At 64.4% G+C, this 14,602-nt stretch carries 14 protein-coding genes and 3 pseudogenes; 12 read left to right on the plus strand and 5 right to left on the minus strand.

The annotated features are described in order from the left end of the window. The first annotated feature begins 73 nt into the window (after positions 1–73). Both BGP85_RS09405 and BGP85_RS09410 read left to right on the plus strand, forming a co-directional pair. Positions 74–1,417: an OprD family porin gene (locus BGP85_RS09405; RefSeq protein ID WP_103446906.1), complete on the plus strand. Its 1,344-nt coding sequence runs from the start codon at positions 74–76 to the stop codon at positions 1,415–1,417. A 72-nt stretch (positions 1,418–1,489) separates the two neighbouring features. After that, a complete protein-coding gene (locus BGP85_RS09410) occupies positions 1,490–1,807 on the plus strand; it encodes a hypothetical protein (protein WP_103446907.1) in 318 nt (105 codons plus the stop codon). A 1,042-nt stretch (positions 1,808–2,849) separates the two neighbouring features. Here BGP85_RS09410 and BGP85_RS09415 read toward each other — a convergent pair. Continuing rightward, positions 2,850–4,187: a hypothetical protein gene (locus BGP85_RS09415; protein ID WP_181004473.1), complete on the minus strand. Its 1,338-nt coding sequence runs from the start codon at positions 4,185–4,187 to the stop codon at positions 2,850–2,852. Positions 4,188–4,325: 138 nt separating this feature from the next. Between BGP85_RS09415 and BGP85_RS28675 the strand changes: the two genes are divergently transcribed. After that, entirely contained in the window at positions 4,326–4,481 is a 156-nt protein-coding gene (locus BGP85_RS28675) for a DUF2388 domain-containing protein (protein WP_181004474.1), read from the plus strand. 43 nt (positions 4,482–4,524) lie between these two features. Then, positions 4,525–5,004, plus strand: a complete 480-nt coding sequence (locus BGP85_RS09420; protein ID WP_103446908.1) for a VOC family protein — start codon at positions 4,525–4,527, stop codon at positions 5,002–5,004. Between the two features lie 56 nt (positions 5,005–5,060). On the opposite strand, the gene BGP85_RS09425 is transcribed toward BGP85_RS09420, so the two are convergent. After that, complete coding sequence (locus tag BGP85_RS09425; protein ID WP_103446909.1) at positions 5,061–6,125, minus strand: AbrB family transcriptional regulator; 1,065 nt, start codon at positions 6,123–6,125, stop codon at positions 5,061–5,063. 124 nt (positions 6,126–6,249) lie between these two features. Here BGP85_RS09425 and BGP85_RS09430 point away from each other — a divergent pair, with 124 nt between their 5' ends. Continuing rightward, the gene (locus BGP85_RS09430) at positions 6,250–7,152 is read left to right on the plus strand and encodes a LysR family transcriptional regulator (protein WP_103446910.1); all 903 of its coding nucleotides are present in this window, start codon (positions 6,250–6,252) and stop codon (positions 7,150–7,152) included. On the opposite strand, the gene BGP85_RS09435 is transcribed toward BGP85_RS09430, so the two are convergent. Continuing rightward, a complete protein-coding gene (locus BGP85_RS09435; RefSeq protein WP_103446911.1) occupies positions 7,149–8,036 on the minus strand; it encodes a LysR family transcriptional regulator in 888 nt (295 codons plus the stop codon). The genes BGP85_RS09430 and BGP85_RS09435 overlap by 4 nt on opposite strands. A gap of 134 nt (positions 8,037–8,170) precedes the next feature. Between BGP85_RS09435 and BGP85_RS29050 the strand changes: the two are divergent. The 7 genes and pseudogenes from BGP85_RS29050 to BGP85_RS09465 form a co-directional block, all read left to right on the plus strand. Continuing rightward, positions 8,171–8,281, plus strand: a pseudogene (locus BGP85_RS29050) (hypothetical protein); the annotation flags it as partial. A gap of 3 nt (positions 8,282–8,284) precedes the next feature. After that, positions 8,285–8,449 (plus strand): annotated as a pseudogene (locus tag BGP85_RS29055) (muconolactone Delta-isomerase family protein); the annotation flags it as partial. 51 nt (positions 8,450–8,500) lie between these two features. Continuing rightward, the gene (catA, locus tag BGP85_RS09445; RefSeq protein ID WP_103446913.1) at positions 8,501–9,436 is read left to right on the plus strand and encodes a catechol 1,2-dioxygenase; all 936 of its coding nucleotides are present in this window, start codon (positions 8,501–8,503) and stop codon (positions 9,434–9,436) included. A gap of 267 nt (positions 9,437–9,703) precedes the next feature. Beyond that, positions 9,704–11,062: a spinster family MFS transporter gene (locus BGP85_RS09450; RefSeq protein ID WP_103446914.1), complete on the plus strand. Its 1,359-nt coding sequence runs from the start codon at positions 9,704–9,706 to the stop codon at positions 11,060–11,062. Position 11,063: 1 nt separating this feature from the next. Then, on the plus strand, positions 11,064–12,023 hold the full coding sequence (locus tag BGP85_RS09455) for a helix-turn-helix transcriptional regulator (RefSeq protein ID WP_103446915.1): 960 nt from the start codon (positions 11,064–11,066) through the stop codon (positions 12,021–12,023). 97 nt (positions 12,024–12,120) lie between these two features. Beyond that, positions 12,121–13,221 carry an NAD/NADP-dependent octopine/nopaline dehydrogenase family protein gene (locus tag BGP85_RS09460; RefSeq protein WP_103446916.1) on the plus strand — a complete coding sequence of 367 codons (1,101 nt, stop codon included), beginning with the start codon at positions 12,121–12,123 and terminating at the stop codon, positions 13,219–13,221. Next, a complete protein-coding gene (locus tag BGP85_RS09465; protein ID WP_103446917.1) occupies positions 13,218–14,234 on the plus strand; it encodes a 3-hydroxybutyryl-CoA dehydrogenase in 1,017 nt (338 codons plus the stop codon). Before BGP85_RS09460 ends, BGP85_RS09465 begins: the two co-directional genes overlap by 4 nt. 11 nt (positions 14,235–14,245) lie before the next feature. On the opposite strand, the gene BGP85_RS09470 is transcribed toward BGP85_RS09465, so the two are convergent. Continuing rightward, the gene (locus BGP85_RS09470; RefSeq protein WP_103446918.1) at positions 14,246–14,515 is read right to left on the minus strand and encodes a hypothetical protein; all 270 of its coding nucleotides are present in this window, start codon (positions 14,513–14,515) and stop codon (positions 14,246–14,248) included. After that, positions 14,484–14,576, minus strand: a pseudogene (locus BGP85_RS29795) (hypothetical protein); the annotation flags it as partial. The gene BGP85_RS09470 and the pseudogene BGP85_RS29795, both read right to left, overlap by 32 nt. Between the last annotated feature and the right edge of the window lie 26 nt (positions 14,577–14,602).

Raw genomic sequence — 14,602 nt, forward strand, 5'->3', positions numbered from 1 at the left:
CCTTGGCGTTATCCGCCAGGCCCCACTCTCCGACTCCGCCAACACAATAAAAAACCTCCCCAAGGAGCTTCGGATGACCCGAACCGCACCCCTGTCCCTGGCTGCATGCCTGGCGTTGTCTGGCGTCATTGCATCGGCAAGCGCCGCCCAAGAAGCTGGCGAAGGTTTCATCGAGGGCAGCACGCTCAACGTGCTCAACCGCAACTTCTACTTCAACCGCGACAACCGCGACGGGCCGGCCCCGGTGCACAACGCTACCAAGCCGGCCAGCAATGGTTATTCCGAAGCCTGGGCGCACGCCATCATCGCCCGTTACGAATCTGGCTTCACCCAGGGCACGGTGGGTTTCGGCCTGGACGCCTTCGCCATGCTCGGGCTCAAGCTGGACACCGGCAGTGGGCGCAACGGCGGGCGCAGTTCGTTCGATGTGCTGCCGGTGGACCACGACGGCCAGGCGCGTGGCGAGTACACCAAGCTTGGCGGTGCCGCCAAGGTGCGATTGTTCGATACCGTGCTCAAGGTGGGCGATGTGTTCCCGGCCAACCCGGTGGTGGCCGCGGGCGATTCACGTCTATTGCCGGAGAGCTTTCGCGGCGTGACCGTGGAGAACACCAGCCTCAAGGACCTGACCCTGCAGGCCGGCCGCCTGCACGCGATGAGCCAGCCGGTCTCCAGCGACATGCGCGAGAACTTCGTGACCTTCTACGGCGGCCCCGTGGACTCGCCCTGGATCGCCTATGGCGGTGGCGACTACGACCTCACCGAGCACATCAGCGTCAGCCTGTTCAGCAGCCGGCTCAAGGATGTGTGGAACCAATACTACGCTGGTACCAGTGCCAGCTGGCCGCTCGGTGAAGACGTCGCACTGATCGGTGGCCTTAATTACTACAAGGCCGTCGATGAAGGCCGGCAGCGCCTGGGCGTGTTCGACAACGATATCTGGAGCGCGAAAGTCGGGGTGCGCTTCGGCGCGCATACCGTGGCGCTGAGCCACCAGCGCAACAACGGTGACGATGACTTCGACTACCTGCGCCAGTCTGATTCGATCTTCCTCGACAACTCGATCCAGTACAGCGACTTCAACTCGCCCAAGGAGCGCTCGTGGATGCTGCGTTATGACCTGGACATGGCGGCCTATGGGGTGCCGGGGTTGTCGTTCATGACGCGATACGCAAAAGGTACCGATGCAGATTACTCCAACGCCAACGCCTTCTACATGCGCCGCGACGCGGACGGTAACCCGCTGACGGAACAGAAGCGCTGGGAGCGGGATATCGAGGTCAAGTATGTGGTGCAGAGCGGCGCGGCCAAGGACCTGTCATTGCGGGTGCGCCAGGCGACCAGCCGGGCCACGGCGTTCGAGTCGGACCTGGACGAAGTGCGGCTGATCGTCGAGTACCCGCTGTCGGTGCTGTGAATTCACCTTTGGAAGCGTTCAAGCTCCTTTGGTCAAGGTGGATGGTTTGGCGCCCCGGTCGGGGCGCCTTTTTTGATTTTTGCCCCATGCCAACCTTGCTATCCTCGTCGGCACTCACCGCAGCGAGCCGAGCATGCCAAGACCGAAGAAGCACGACCTCACCACCGTAGACAGCTGAGCAATGGCATCGACGACCAGTACTTCCGCCAGCTCGGCGAGGCCCGTGATACGGCTCACGCCCGCGAACTGGTTGCCGACCTGATTGACTTCGACGAGAAGACCGCGCGGGTGCTGGATGCGCTGATCGAAGGTTTCACCATCCACAATGCCCTGAGCAAGACCACGGTCAGCCGGGCCGACATACTGGCGTTGATCGAGGCGATTGCGTGAAGGCAGCGCTGCCATCGACAGCCGAGCCAATCACTCAACCTCCCGCTCTTGCTCTTGCTCTTGCTCTTGCTCTTGCTCTTGCTTTTGCTTTTGCTTTTGCTTCTACGCGCGCGATAGTCCAGGCGACGCAGAGTGCGACTTCAGGAGGCCGAACGCAGGCGTCTGGAGGGCCAGGGTGCGTAGCACCCCTTCGGCGTAGCCGAAGGCGCGAGATGTAGACTTGCGTAGCAAGTCGTAGGCCGCGCGGGCCCGGAAGACGCCGGAGTGAGGGGACCCCGGAGCGAAGCGCAGGGGCCGGATGATGGGAGCCGGGGTTTTTGGTTACTTTTTGCCCAGTCAAAAAGTGACCCGCCGTAAGGGCGGAAAGGTGACTCAGCGCCACCTTGGCAAATGAATGTTGACCCGATTCAAAGGCCCACTTCTCCAAAAAGCCAAAAAGCCAAAAAGCCAAAAAGCCAAAAAGCCAAAAGCTCGACTGCGGTGGTTTTGACTCAGTCGAGTACATTCATTTGCCATGGCGACGCACAGTCACCTTTCCGCCCTTACGGCGGGTCACTTTTTGTCAAACGCGACAAAAAGTAACCAAAAAACGCTGGCTCCCATCATCCGGCCCCTGCGCTGCGCTCCGGGGTCCCCTCGCTCCGGCGTCCTCCGGGCCCGCGCGGCCTACGACTTGCTACGCAAGTCTACATCTCGCGCCTTCGGCTACGCCGAAGGGGTGCTGCGCACCCTGGCCCTCCAGACGCCTGCGCTCGGCCTCCTGAAGTCGCATTCGGCGTTTGCTGAGCTACCGCGCACTTAGAAGCAAAAGCAAAAGCAAAAGCAAAAGAAAAAGCAAACAGCGCTAGCTAACGTGGTTACTGGCTGGAGTCTCTCCCTGCAGGCGATTGCGTTCCTGCAGCGATAAGGCCAGCACGTAGGCGACAGCCACCAGAGCCACTTCGGCTGGGGTCATGGCCATGCCGACCAGCGCGCCGTGCGGATGTACGGCAAAACCGTACGGGCGTACGAGGCACGGGTCAATGCCTGCTGCCGGTGGCGGCTAGGTCGCTACCAAGGTCCTGGCCAGGCAGTCCTTGCAATTGACGACGGTTTCCCGAGGCCCTGGCTGCACGTGTACCAGGTTCGACCCGCACATGGCGCAGAACAGTGTGCAGCCATGGGCATTCGCACTCCCTGGCAGTTCTGCGATGTAGTCGCTGACCTTGCGGCACAGGCCATGGTCATGCTGTTGCAACAGCACGTCGAACAGCGCCTGGCTGAAGCCTGAGCGCGGGGCATGAGTGTCGTAGCGCGATACCGTGAACTGCCAGTGCTCACGGATGGCGCGCTCGCTCAGCGAAAGCAGGCTCCCGGGAATGGTGTTGGCGGCATGAAGTTTGTTGACCTGGGCGCGAGCCACGAATGACAGGGCTCCACGAATGGCAGTGTTGGTCAGAGACCAGATGTGCCGTACGGGGTGCGCATCGAGCAGCTGCGCTGCGACTTCCGAGGCTTTCTTCCTGGCCTCGAAGGGCAGGCCGTGTTCTGCGCTGCGGGTGGCGATGTAGGCACAGACTTCTTCATTGCAAAGCAGCTTGATGGCCGCGACGAGCTCGTCATGCCATTGCGGCTGTGGGCCATTGGACACTGCCTTGTGCAGCGCGCGATACAAGGGGCCAAGGTCGGCCCGCTGCGGCTCATCCAGGCTGACATTGGCGATCCAGCGGACTTTGTTCTGCCAGGCCTTCGGCGTTGGGTCGTCGCTGAAAGCATCCAGCGGCGATTCGGGGTCGACCAGCAGGACCTGGTCTTCGTGCAGAGCAAGCAACATCGCCGAATCCATGCTCGGCGAAGGGCTGATGCGTGCGTCTGCGAGGGTCTTTTCCGCAGCCTGGATGCAACCCTTTTGCGCATCCATGCGTATTTCGAGCACGGCCAGCAACTGCAACTGGCGGGTGATCGACAGCGTGTGCAATGGCACTGGCAGGCGCTTTGCCAAGGACCAGTGCTCGTTGATGCGTTGGCGCCGCTCCACGGCCTTTGCCTGCCTGGCCCGTTCTCGCGCCGCCAGGCAGGGCTGGCAGGCGCAATCGCGTTTCCATGGGTTGCGCCCAGGGAAGTAATGGCGGTGGGCGCAGTTCGGGCAGTAGGCCAGGTTGTCGTTCCAGCTGTTGGCCGAGCGGCTTTTGCGCCGTTCGTACAGGCTGACTTCGCAGTAAGGGCACTCGAGTTCGGCGCAAGGTACCGGGGGAAAGGCCTTGATCAGGCTGCTGGGGGCGATGTCGATGGCGTAGCGTTCGAGCAGTACCGCGATCCTTTCACCGCCGATGTATTCGCTGTACAGCGCCTCGATCTGCTCAGCGCTGAGGTGCTGCAACTTTGATTTGAAGTCCGACAAACCTGTATCTCCCTGCGAATAGTCGCTTGTGAGGTTTTGTCGGCAATGATGCAGTGCTGTGAATCAGGTGGGTTGTGGGAAGCTTCTTTTGTGCTGGTAGGATTTTTCTGACTGTTGGTGTCACACCGAAAATCGGCCGTGTGTCCGTCGCCCCGGGGCCTGCCCAATGTCGCGACCAACGGTCGCTTGTGCGGCCCACGCCTGCAGCAGGCGCTTTGCGACCACCGTCAGCCCCACCCACGATCGACGGTGAGCGACCAGGCGCTGGCCGTGGCCATCGCCAGCCAGGGCTGAAGGGCTAGACTCAAGGCTTTCTGTTCTCCCATGGAGCCTTGCCATGACTGCCAAGAACACGATCTGCCTGTGGTTCGACAAGAATGCCGAAGAAGCGGCGAATTTCTATGCCAGGACCTTCCCCGACAGCAAGGTCATCGCGGTGCACCCGGCCCCTGGCGATTACCCTTCAGGCAAGGCTGGTGAAGTGATCACCGTCGAGTTCACCGTGATGGGCATTCCCTGCGTGGGGCTCAACGGTGGCGACACGTTCAAGCATTGCGAGGCCTTTTCGTTCCAGGTCAGCACCGAGGACCAGGCCGAAACCGACCGGCTCTGGCACGCTATCGTCAGCAACGGCGGCAGCGAGAGCGTTTGCGGCTGGTGCAAGGACAAGTGGGGCATCTCCTGGCAGATCACTCCGCGCATCCTCATCGAAGCCATCGCCAACCCCGACAAGGCCGCCGCCAAGCGGGCGTTCGACGCCATGATGAACATGGGCAAGATCGACGTAGCGAAAATCGAGGCGGCGCTTAAGGGATAGGGCCGCCTACCTTCGTCCCAGGCGCTAAAACCCTCAAGCCTGGCACCTCCAAGCACCTACCCCCGGGTCAGGCGTATGATCTGCCGCGCACAGAAGGCCCCGGTCAGAATCACCCCGAACAACCGCAATGTCTGCATCGCCAGCACCAACCCGACATCGGCATGGGTCTCGACGGCGATGATCGCCATCGCATCCAGCCCGCCCGGGCTGGTCGCCAAGTACATCGACAGAAAATCCGTGCCCATCGCCAGGGCCAGCACGTAGGCACACGCGGCGCATAACACGATCAACGCCACCGCCCCGGCGATCATGGTCGGCAGGCGTTTCCACACGTAGCGCACGGTCTGCCGGTCGAAACGCAGGCCGATGTAGCAGCCGATGGCACCGTAGGCAACCGCCAGCAAGGGCTCGGGCAAGCTGATGTTCAGCAGCCCACTGAGTTGCAGGGCGCCGCCGAGCAGCAGCGGTATCAGCAAGGCACCGGCAGGCAGGCGGTTACCGAGGGTGATGCCCACCAGCACCACGCCCAGGCTGAGCAAGCTGTCGATCAGGTGCGGGCCTTCCAGCGCCGCGGGTGCATGGGCCGCCGTACTTGCGCCTGGCGCGGCACCGAGCAGGTGACTGACCAGCGAGCCGATCATCACCACGCACACTACCCGCACATATTGCATGGTCGCCACCACGCGGCCGTCGGCGCCATTATCCTCGGCCATCGACACCATTGCCGACGCCGCCCCCGGCGCGGTGCCCCAGGCGGCGGTGCTGCCGGGGATGCCGCCGAAGCGTACCGTGCCGAGGCCGACCAAAGCGCTGAGCACCACCGTGATGAAAGTGGCAACCAGCATCAGGTGCCAGGACTGGGCCATCGACACCAGCACCGCCCAGGTCACCGAGTGGGCGACCAGCAGGCCGACGCAGCCCTGACCGAAGCGGAACACCTGGCGGTGCAGGTGCAGGTATGCGCCTGATACGCCGAAGACGATGGCCACCAGCATGGGGCCGAGGAACAACCCTGCCGGTACGGCCAAGGCATGCAGCAACTGGCCGAAGGCACCGGCGCAGATCAGCAGGGCGAGCCACTGGAAGAGGGTTCTGGAAGAAGCGGGTAGGGCGGTCTGCAACGTGGGTACTCCTTGCGCAGCGATAACGCGGGGCTGGCAGCGCCAGCGGAGAAAATTATCGACGGCGCAATCGATCAAGTCTATTTTCTACTTTCGATGAATCCATAACTGAAATTCATGAATCATGGACCTGCGTGACCTCACCTATTTCGAAACCATCGCCGAGCTGGGCCACCTGGGCCGGGCGGCGGAGAAGCTCAACCGCAGCCAGCCGGCGCTGAGCAAGAGTATCCAGCGCCTGGAGGAATCCCTGGGTACCCGGTTGTTCCAGCGCGATGGCCGCCGTATCAAGCTCACCGATGTCGGCAAGCTGCTGCTGGCGCGGGGCAAGCAGCTGCAACTGAACATCGCCGAGACCGAGCGCGAGGTGCGCGATTTCGCCAGCGGGCTGGTCGGCAACATCCGCCTGGGCTGCGCGGCGAGCATGGCCGATCATCTGCTGCCGCATCTGACCGCAGCGTTGCTGGAACGGGCACCGGAAGTGACCTTGAAGCTGTCCATCGCCCAGGACGATGTGCTCAAGGAATCCCTGCGCGCCGGGCGGCTGGATGTGATCATCTCACCGCAGATCGCCATGGACCCCGAGTTCACCACCTATCCCATCCTCGAAGATGAAGCGATCGTGGTGGCCAGTGCCGAGCACCCGATCTTCGCCGGCCCCATCACCCTGCAGTGCCTCTGCCAGTACCGCTGGGTGCTGGCGGGGCCGACAGTGACCGCCCGGCGCTGGATCGACAACGTGTTCATCGCCCACCAGCTGCCAGCGCCGCAGGTGCAGATCGAGACCAATGCCATCTCGCTGCTGCCGCGCCTGATTGCGCGCACTCAGTTGCTCAGCTTCGCTGCCCGGGAAACCCTCGAACATGGCTTGGGCATGTCCTGGCTGCGTGAGGTGCCGCTCAAGCAGACAACCATGCGCCGCACTGTCGCGGTGTCGGTGCGCACGGACGGCTACCTGTCGCCGGCGGCAGGGGCGCTGGTGACGCTGCTCAAGGAAAAGGGCAGCAGCTTCTTCGAACGTGACTAGGCCAAAGGCTCATTCACGGCCTGCTGGGCGATCAGTGCCAGGCAGCGTTGTACGATCGGGCTGCTGTCGCCCTTGCGCCGGCTGAGGATGATCGGGCTGACCGCGCTGCGGTCGAGCAAGCTGGCGTACTCGATATCGGTACGGTGCTGTTGTTGCACCGACTCCGGCACCAGGGTCACGCCCAGCCCGACGGCGACCAGGCCGATGGCGGTCTGCAGTTCGTTGGCCCACTGGCTGACCTTGAGGCTCATGCCGTGGTGGGCGAACAGCGCGAGGATGTGGTCGGCGTAGCTCGGCCGGGGGTTGGCCGGGTAGAGGATGAACGCTTCCCTGGCCAGTTGCTCGAGGGTCAGCGGCGCGCCAGCCAGGGCATGGCCCTTGGGCAATACCGCCACCAGCGGGTCTTCGCGCAGCACTTGCTGCTGGATCGCCGGGTCGTCGATGCGGATGCGGCCGAAGGCGATGTCGATGCGCCCGCTTTTCAGCGCCTCCACCTGCTGCAGGGTGGTCATCTCGCTCAGGCCCAGCTCCAGCTCGCTGTCCTTGCGCAATTCGCGGATCAGCTCCGGCAGTACCGTGTACAACGTGGAGGGGGCGAAACCGATGCCCAGCCATTGGCGCTGCCCCTGGCCGATGCGCCGGGTGTTGTCGCTGATGTTCTCCAGCTGCTGCAGCAAGGTGCAGGACTGCTCGTAGAAGAAGCGCCCGGCCTCGGTCAGGCGTAGCGGGCGCTCGCGCAGCACCAGCACGGTCCCGAGCTGCTCTTCCAGCTGGCTGATTTGCCGGCTCAGCGGCGGCTGGGCGATGTGCAGCAGTTCGGCGGCGCGGGTGAAGTTCAGGGTTTCGGCCAGGACCTTGAAGTAGCGAAGGTGGCGCAGCTCCATCAGACCTCCTGGGTATGGTGGGAGATTCATTTGATATTGGACGGCGCTCAGGGTCTCGCGCAATGCTTGAATAATCAAGTAAATGTAGTATCGGGTCTGAAGCTTGTGGCCTGATTTGACGGGACCTTCGAACCATGACAAACGCACTGATCGAGCGCATCGACGCGATCATCGTCGACCTGCCGACCATCCGCCCGCACAAGCTGGCGATGCACACGATGCAGCAGCAGACCCTGGTGGTGCTACGCCTGCGGCGCATCGCCGGGCACTACGCCAACTACAGCGTGTTCGACGTGCCCAGCGTCGAGGCATTGCACGACACGCTGATGCAGCTGCCGCTGTTCCCGTACATGGACATCGAGGTCGACGGCCTGTGCCGCCACCCGTCGTCGATCCACAGTGACGACCGCTGATTCACCTTTGAACCGCGACTACCTGACAAGAACAATTCGAGGTAAGCAGAAATGACCGTGAAGATCTCCCACACCGCCGATATCCAGGCCTTCTTCGAGCAAGTGGCCGGCCTGGGCCAGGCCGAGGGCAACCCGCGCTTCAAGCAGATCATCCTGCGCGTACTGCAGGACACCGCGCGCCTGATCGAAGACCTGGAGGTCAGCGAGGACGAGTTCTGGCATGCCGTCGCCTACCTCAACCGCCTCGGCGGGCGCAACGAGGCGGGCCTGCTGGCGGCAGGCCTGGGCATCGAGCACTTCCTCGACCTGCTGCAGGACGCCAAGGATGCCGAAGCCGGTTTGACCGGCGGCACCCCGCGCACCATCGAAGGCCCGCTGTACGTGGCCGGCGCACCGTTGTCGGAGGGTGAAGCGCGCATGGACGATGGCACCGACCCCGGCGTGGTGATGTTCCTCCAAGGCCAAGTGTTCGATGCCGATGGCCAGCCGCTGGCCGGCGCCACCGTCGATCTGTGGCACGCTAACACCCAGGGCACCTACTCGTACTTCGATTCCACCCAGTCCGACTACAACCTGCGCCGGCGCATCGTCACCGATGCCGAGGGCCGCTACCGTGCCCGCTCCATCGTGCCGTCCGGTTATGGCTGCGACCCGCAGGGCCCGACCCAGGAATGCCTGAACCTGCTCGGCCGCCACGGCCAGCGCCCGGCCCATGTGCACTTCTTCATCTCGGCGCCGGGCCACCGTCACCTGACCACGCAGATCAACTTCGCCGGCGACAAGTACCTGTGGGACGACTTCGCCTACGCCACCCGCGACGGCCTTATCGGCGACCTCCGGTTTGTCGATGACGCCGCGGCGGCGCGTGACCGCGGTGTGCAGGGCGAGCGCTTTGCCGAGCTGTCGTTCGACTTCCAGCTACAGGCCGCCAAGGCGCCAGAAGCCGAGGAACGCAGCCACCGGCCACGGGCGCTGCAAAACATCTGAGCCCTGACTCGACCTCTGTAGGAGCTGGCTTGTCCCGCGAAGCAGGCACCGAGGTGGATGGCACCGGCTTCGCCGGTGTTCGCGGGGCAAGCCCGCTCCTACAAAGGGGAGAGAACCGGCTGAAAATCAAGTAATCGCCATACACCATTCCAATAACAATAAAGGTCCTTGGTCATGCGTAATCCCGCCCTGCGTGCGCTCGCCTGTTACTGACAGGTCACTGCCTTGTAATCCCTTTCCAGGCTGTCCCTTCAGGAATTCGCGAGCATGAATACCCTCACTCAAGAGCAACACCTCAAGCAGCATAACAAGCGCTATTTCTACGAATGGTACGTGGTCATCCTGTGCATGGTGGCCTACATCTTCTCGTTCGTTGACCGGCAGATCCTGGCCCTGATGATCGAGCCGATCAAAGCCGACCTGCAGCTGAGCGACACCCAGTTCAGCCTGCTGCACGGCCTGGCCTTCTCGCTGTTCTATGCCTTCATGGGCATGCCCATCGCCTACCTGGCCGACCGTTTCTCGCGCCCGCGCATCATCGCCGTCGGGGTGATCTTCTGGAGCTTCGCCACCGCCGCCTGCGGCCTGAGCAAGAACTTCACCCAGATGTTCCTGGCGCGCATCGGCGTGGGTGTCGGCGAAGCGGCGCTGTCGCCGTCGGCCTACTCGATGTTCAGCGATATGTTCCCCAAGGAAAAGCTCGGCCGCGCCGTGGGCATCTACTCGATCGGCTCGTTTGTCGGCGGCGGCATCGCCTTCCTGGTCGGCGGCTACGTGATCACCTTGCTCAAGGATGCGCAGACCATCGAGGTGGCCTTGCTCGGTGCGATGAAGGCCTGGCAGCTGGCGTTCTTCATCGTCGGCCTGCCCGGGGTGATCGTCGGCCTGCTGGTCTGGCTGACCGTGCGCAACCCGCAGCGCAAGGGCGCGCAGCTGGATGCCGACGGTAACGTGCGCAAGGTCCGGCTCAGCGATGGCCTGCGCTTTATCGGCCGCCATCGGGCGACCTTCGCCTGCCATTACCTGGGCTTCTCGTTCTACGCCATGGCGCTGTTCTGCATGATGAGCTGGACCCCGGCGCTGTACATCCGCAAGTTCGGCATGAGCCCCGAACAGGCCGGCTTCATGCTCGGCACCATCCTGCTGCTGGCCAACACCACCGGCGTGGTGTTCGGCGGCTGGCTCACCGATCACCTGGCCAAGCGCGGGCGCAGCGATGCGGCCATGCGCACCGGGGTGATCGGCGCGGTGGGCATGATCGTGCCGGCGGTGCTGTATTCGCAGGTCGACCAGCTGTGGCTGTCGGTGACCTTGCTGGTGCCGGCGATGTTCTTCGCCTCGTTCCCGATGCCGGCCTCTACCGCAGCCATGCAGATCCTCTCGCCCAACCAGGTGCGCGCCCAGGTGTCGGCGGTGTTCCTGCTGATCAGCAACTTGCTCGCGCTGGGCCTGGGCACCACGCTGGTGGCGTTGATCACCGACCGCTACTTCGGCGCCCCGGCCGCGGTCGGTTCGTCGATGTCGATCGTCAGCTTCGGTGCCTCGCTGCTGGCCATCGTGCTGCTGGCCAAGGGCTGCAAGTGCTTCCGTGACAGCATGCGCCGCGAACACCCCGCCGAGGCCTGAGATGCTCGCGGACATCCAGCTGCTGGAGCGTTTTCCGCTGTTTCACTCGCAGGATGTGGCAGAAATGCAGGTGCAGCTGGCCCGCTATCTCTGCCCGCATCGGTTGCGAGTGCTGGACGATGCTGCGCCGCAACTGCAGGTCAACGGCGTCGAGTTTGCCGGCGTGCGCTTGCTGCAGTTGCACTACGACGCGCCTGTGGAAGTCAGCCTCGAGGGCACAGGTGCGCAGTACCTGTTCCGCACCACCTTGCAAGGGCAGTGCGAAGTCAGCCACGGCCAGACGCATGCGGCCGTGGCGGCGGGCGGGCTGAGTGTCAGCTCGCCGTTCGCCAGCAGCCGTATCGTGACCGGCGGCGCCTGCCGCAATGCGGTGCTGAGCATACCCCGCGAGGCGCTGGAGCTGCATTTGCAGCAGCTGCTGGGGCGCAGCCTGGGGCAGCCGCTGGCATTCGATGTGCCGCTCGCCGCCGACCACCCGGGCGTGCATGCGCTGAGCCTGACCCTGGATTACCTGTGCCGGCTGTTCGCCCTGCAACTGAGCCTGGCGCCCTTGCGCCAGGGCCTGGTGGATCACCTGGTGCAACTGCTCCTGACCCAGTTGCCGCACAACTATTCCGCCGCGCTGCTGCAACCGGCAGGGACCCCGCTGCCCAGCCATGTGCGCCGGGCGCGCGAGCATATCGAGGCCAGCCTCGACCAGCCGCTGGCGCTGGCCACCTTGTGCGCGCTCAGTGGCGTTTCGGTGCGCACGCTGCAGAACGGCTTTCGCCAGTTCCTCGGGCAGACCCCGGTCGAGTACATCCGCGACCGGCGCCTGCAGGCGGTGCACCAGGCGTTGCAGCAAGGCGAGGGCAGCGTGACCGAGGTACTGCTGCGCTTCGGCATCAACAGCCCGGCGCATTTCACACAGCAGTACCGGCAGCGCTTCGGGTGCCGACCCTCGGACACGCTCAGGGGCTGAAAGTTGCGCAATCGGTAGCCTGCCTGCGCGATCCGCAGCGCCGGGCAAACGCGTGATGGCTAGCATCGGCCTACCCTACACACGCGGAGCTCCACCCATGCAAATCACTGTTCTTGGCGGCGGTCACGGCTGCTATGCAGCGGCTGTCGAGATGGCCGAGCGCGGCCATGCCACTCGCCTGTGGCGCCGTGACGCTACGGCCCTGAAAACCCTGCAGGCGATTGGCAGCCTTACCGTGCGCGATTATCGCGGCACCCGCCAACTGGCCCTCGGCGACAACCTGCACCTGGTCGGCGACCTGGCCGAAGCGCTGCAGGGCGCGGACCTGGTGATCATCCCCTTGCCGTCGACCAGTCACCCGGCGCTTGCCGCCGAAGTCGCGCCATTGCTCGGCGCTGGCCAGGTGGTGTTCCTGCCGCCCGGGACCTTTGGCAGCTATGTGTTCGCCAAGGCCATGCGCGACTGTGGCAACCACGCCGAGGTGGCCTTTGCCGAAACCGGCACTTTGCCCTACCTGGTGCGCAAGCATGGCGCCGACCAGCTGGTGATCAGTGCTTACGCCACGCGCCTGCCGACCGGCGTGTTGCCCAGCCGCCTGTCGGCGCATGCCTTCAGCGTGCTGCGCGAGGCCTACCCCAGTGTCGAGCCGATCGAAGATGCCCTGAGTGGCGCATTGATGAACGCAGGGCCCGTCATTCATCCGCCGCTGATCCTGATGAATGCCGGGCCGCTGGAGCACTTCGAGTCGTGGGACATCCACAACGAAGGCACCCAGCCGTCGATCCGCCGGGTGACCAATGCGCTGGATGCCGAACGCATGCGCGTGCGCGAGGCGCTGGGCTACCCGGCGCCGCACTTCCCCTTGGCCGACCACTACAACACCGACCAGGGCGATGAGTGGATGTATGGCCGCGGCGCCCATGGCAAGCTCACCGACAGCGGCGACTGGCGCGAGATGATCGACCTGCAACAGCACCGCTACATGCTCGAAGACACCCGCCTGGGTCTGTCGCTGCTGGTCTCGGTCGGGCGCTGGGCCGGCGTGCCGACCCCCGTGGCGCAGGGCTTGCTGGCCTTGGCCTCGGCAGTGACCGGGCGTGACCTGTATGGCGAAGGCCGCACCTTGGAAAACCTCGGCCTGGCGGGGCTCGACCGCGAGCGGATGGCGGCCGTGCTGCGTGACGGTATCGCGCCATGAGCGGGCCATTGCGGCACATCGCTGTTGTCGGTGCCGGGCGGATGGGCGAGGGCATCGCCCTGGCCTTTGCCCAGGCCGGCGTCCAGGTCAGCCTGATCGACCTGAAGGCCCGGCAGGCGCAAGCTCAGGCCAGCTACTTCGAGGTGGTCAGGCGTAACCTTGGCGTCGAGGCGCAAAGCCTGGTGGCCCTCGAGCTGATCGGTACGCAGCAGGCCGAGCGGCTGTTGTCGCGGGTTCAACTGCTGACACGGGAGGAGGGCGGCCAGGCGCTGAAAAGTTGCCGGTTGGTGTTCGAGGCGGTGCCTGAAGTGCTCGAGGCCAAGCGCGAGGCGTTTGCCTGGATCGACCGGCAGGTTGCGGCCGACGCGATCATCGCCTCGACCACGTCGACTTTCCTGGTGACCGAGCTGGCCGACATGGTCAGCGCGTCCGGGCGCATGGTCAACGCCCACTGGCTCAACCCTGCACACCTGATGCCGCTGGTGGAAGTCTCGCGCAGCGCCGCAACCAGCGAAACGGTGGTCGCGGAGCTGCTGGCCACCTTGCAGGCCATCGGCAAGGTGCCGGTGTTGTGCAACGCCACCCCCGGCTTCATCGTGCCGCGCCTGCAGGCGCTGGTGATGAATGAGGCGGCACGCATGGTCGAGGAGGGCGTCGCCAGCGCCGAGCAGATCGACCAGGCCGTGCGTACCGGCTTTGGCCTGCGCTTCTCGGTATTGGGCCTGCTGGAGTTCATCGACTGGGGCGGTGGCGACATCCTGCACCACGCCTCAAGTTACCTCAGCCGCCACTTGGGCGAGCGCTACCAGGCGCCGGCGTCGGTGCTGGACAACATGGCCAGCGGGCGCAACGGCCTGCGCGATGGCGTGGGGTTCTACGACTACCGCGAGACCGACATCGACGCCTACCGCCATGGGCGCCTGGCGAGCCTGGTGCAGCGCCTGCACCAGGGCGGGCTGGCGCCGCGCTTTGCCTCAGGCCTTGAAGCGCTCGATCAGCCCCTGTTGCTCTGACGCCAGGTCGTTCAGCTGCTGGCTGATCGCCGAGCGCCGAGCGCTCGGCCTGGCCGGACAGCGTACTTCGTCGGCGACCACGGCAAAGCCAGCAGCCCGGCGGTGCTGACGATGGCGATATCGCCCTGGCCGTCGTACAACGCTGTGGCGGCTTTCTCGGCGTCGCGCCGTAGGGTCGCCAGGTCGATGTCCAGGCCGATCACCGCGACTACACGGCCTTGGTCGACCAGCGGCAGGGTCAGGCTGGTGACCAACCGCCAGCTGGCCGGGGAAGTCGGCATCCTTGCCGTCCAGCGCGTTGGGCTCGAAGGTGATGAACAGCCCCAGCAGGTCCGGCGGCGCTCGATCTCACAGGCGCCACAAAACCT

Origin of the sequence: Pseudomonas putida (genome assembly GCF_002906855.1) — a bacterium.
In the GTDB taxonomy this organism is placed as follows: Bacteria; Pseudomonadota; Gammaproteobacteria; order Pseudomonadales; family Pseudomonadaceae; genus Aquipseudomonas; species Aquipseudomonas putida_N.

What these genes read in the sequence shown, in the direction of transcription:
- BGP85_RS09405 (WP_103446906.1), top strand. Translation starts at nt 74, where the DNA reads ATGACCCGAACCGCACCCCTGTCCCTGGCTGCATGCCTGGCGTTGTCT.
- BGP85_RS09420 (WP_103446908.1), top strand. Translation starts at nt 4,525, where the DNA reads ATGACTGCCAAGAACACGATCTGCCTGTGGTTCGACAAGAATGCCGAA.
- BGP85_RS09430 (WP_103446910.1), top strand. Translation starts at nt 6,250, where the DNA reads ATGGACCTGCGTGACCTCACCTATTTCGAAACCATCGCCGAGCTGGGC.
- BGP85_RS09435 (WP_103446911.1), bottom strand. Translation starts at nt 8,036, where the DNA reads ATGGAGCTGCGCCACCTTCGCTACTTCAAGGTCCTGGCCGAAACCCTG.
- catA (WP_103446913.1), top strand. Translation starts at nt 8,501, where the DNA reads ATGACCGTGAAGATCTCCCACACCGCCGATATCCAGGCCTTCTTCGAG.
- BGP85_RS09450 (WP_103446914.1), top strand. Translation starts at nt 9,704, where the DNA reads ATGAATACCCTCACTCAAGAGCAACACCTCAAGCAGCATAACAAGCGC.
- BGP85_RS09455 (WP_103446915.1), top strand. Translation starts at nt 11,064, where the DNA reads ATGCTCGCGGACATCCAGCTGCTGGAGCGTTTTCCGCTGTTTCACTCG.
- BGP85_RS09460 (WP_103446916.1), top strand. Translation starts at nt 12,121, where the DNA reads ATGCAAATCACTGTTCTTGGCGGCGGTCACGGCTGCTATGCAGCGGCT.
- BGP85_RS09465 (WP_103446917.1), top strand. Translation starts at nt 13,218, where the DNA reads ATGAGCGGGCCATTGCGGCACATCGCTGTTGTCGGTGCCGGGCGGATG.
- BGP85_RS09470 (WP_103446918.1), bottom strand. Translation starts at nt 14,515, where the DNA reads ATGCCGACTTCCCCGGCCAGCTGGCGGTTGGTCACCAGCCTGACCCTG.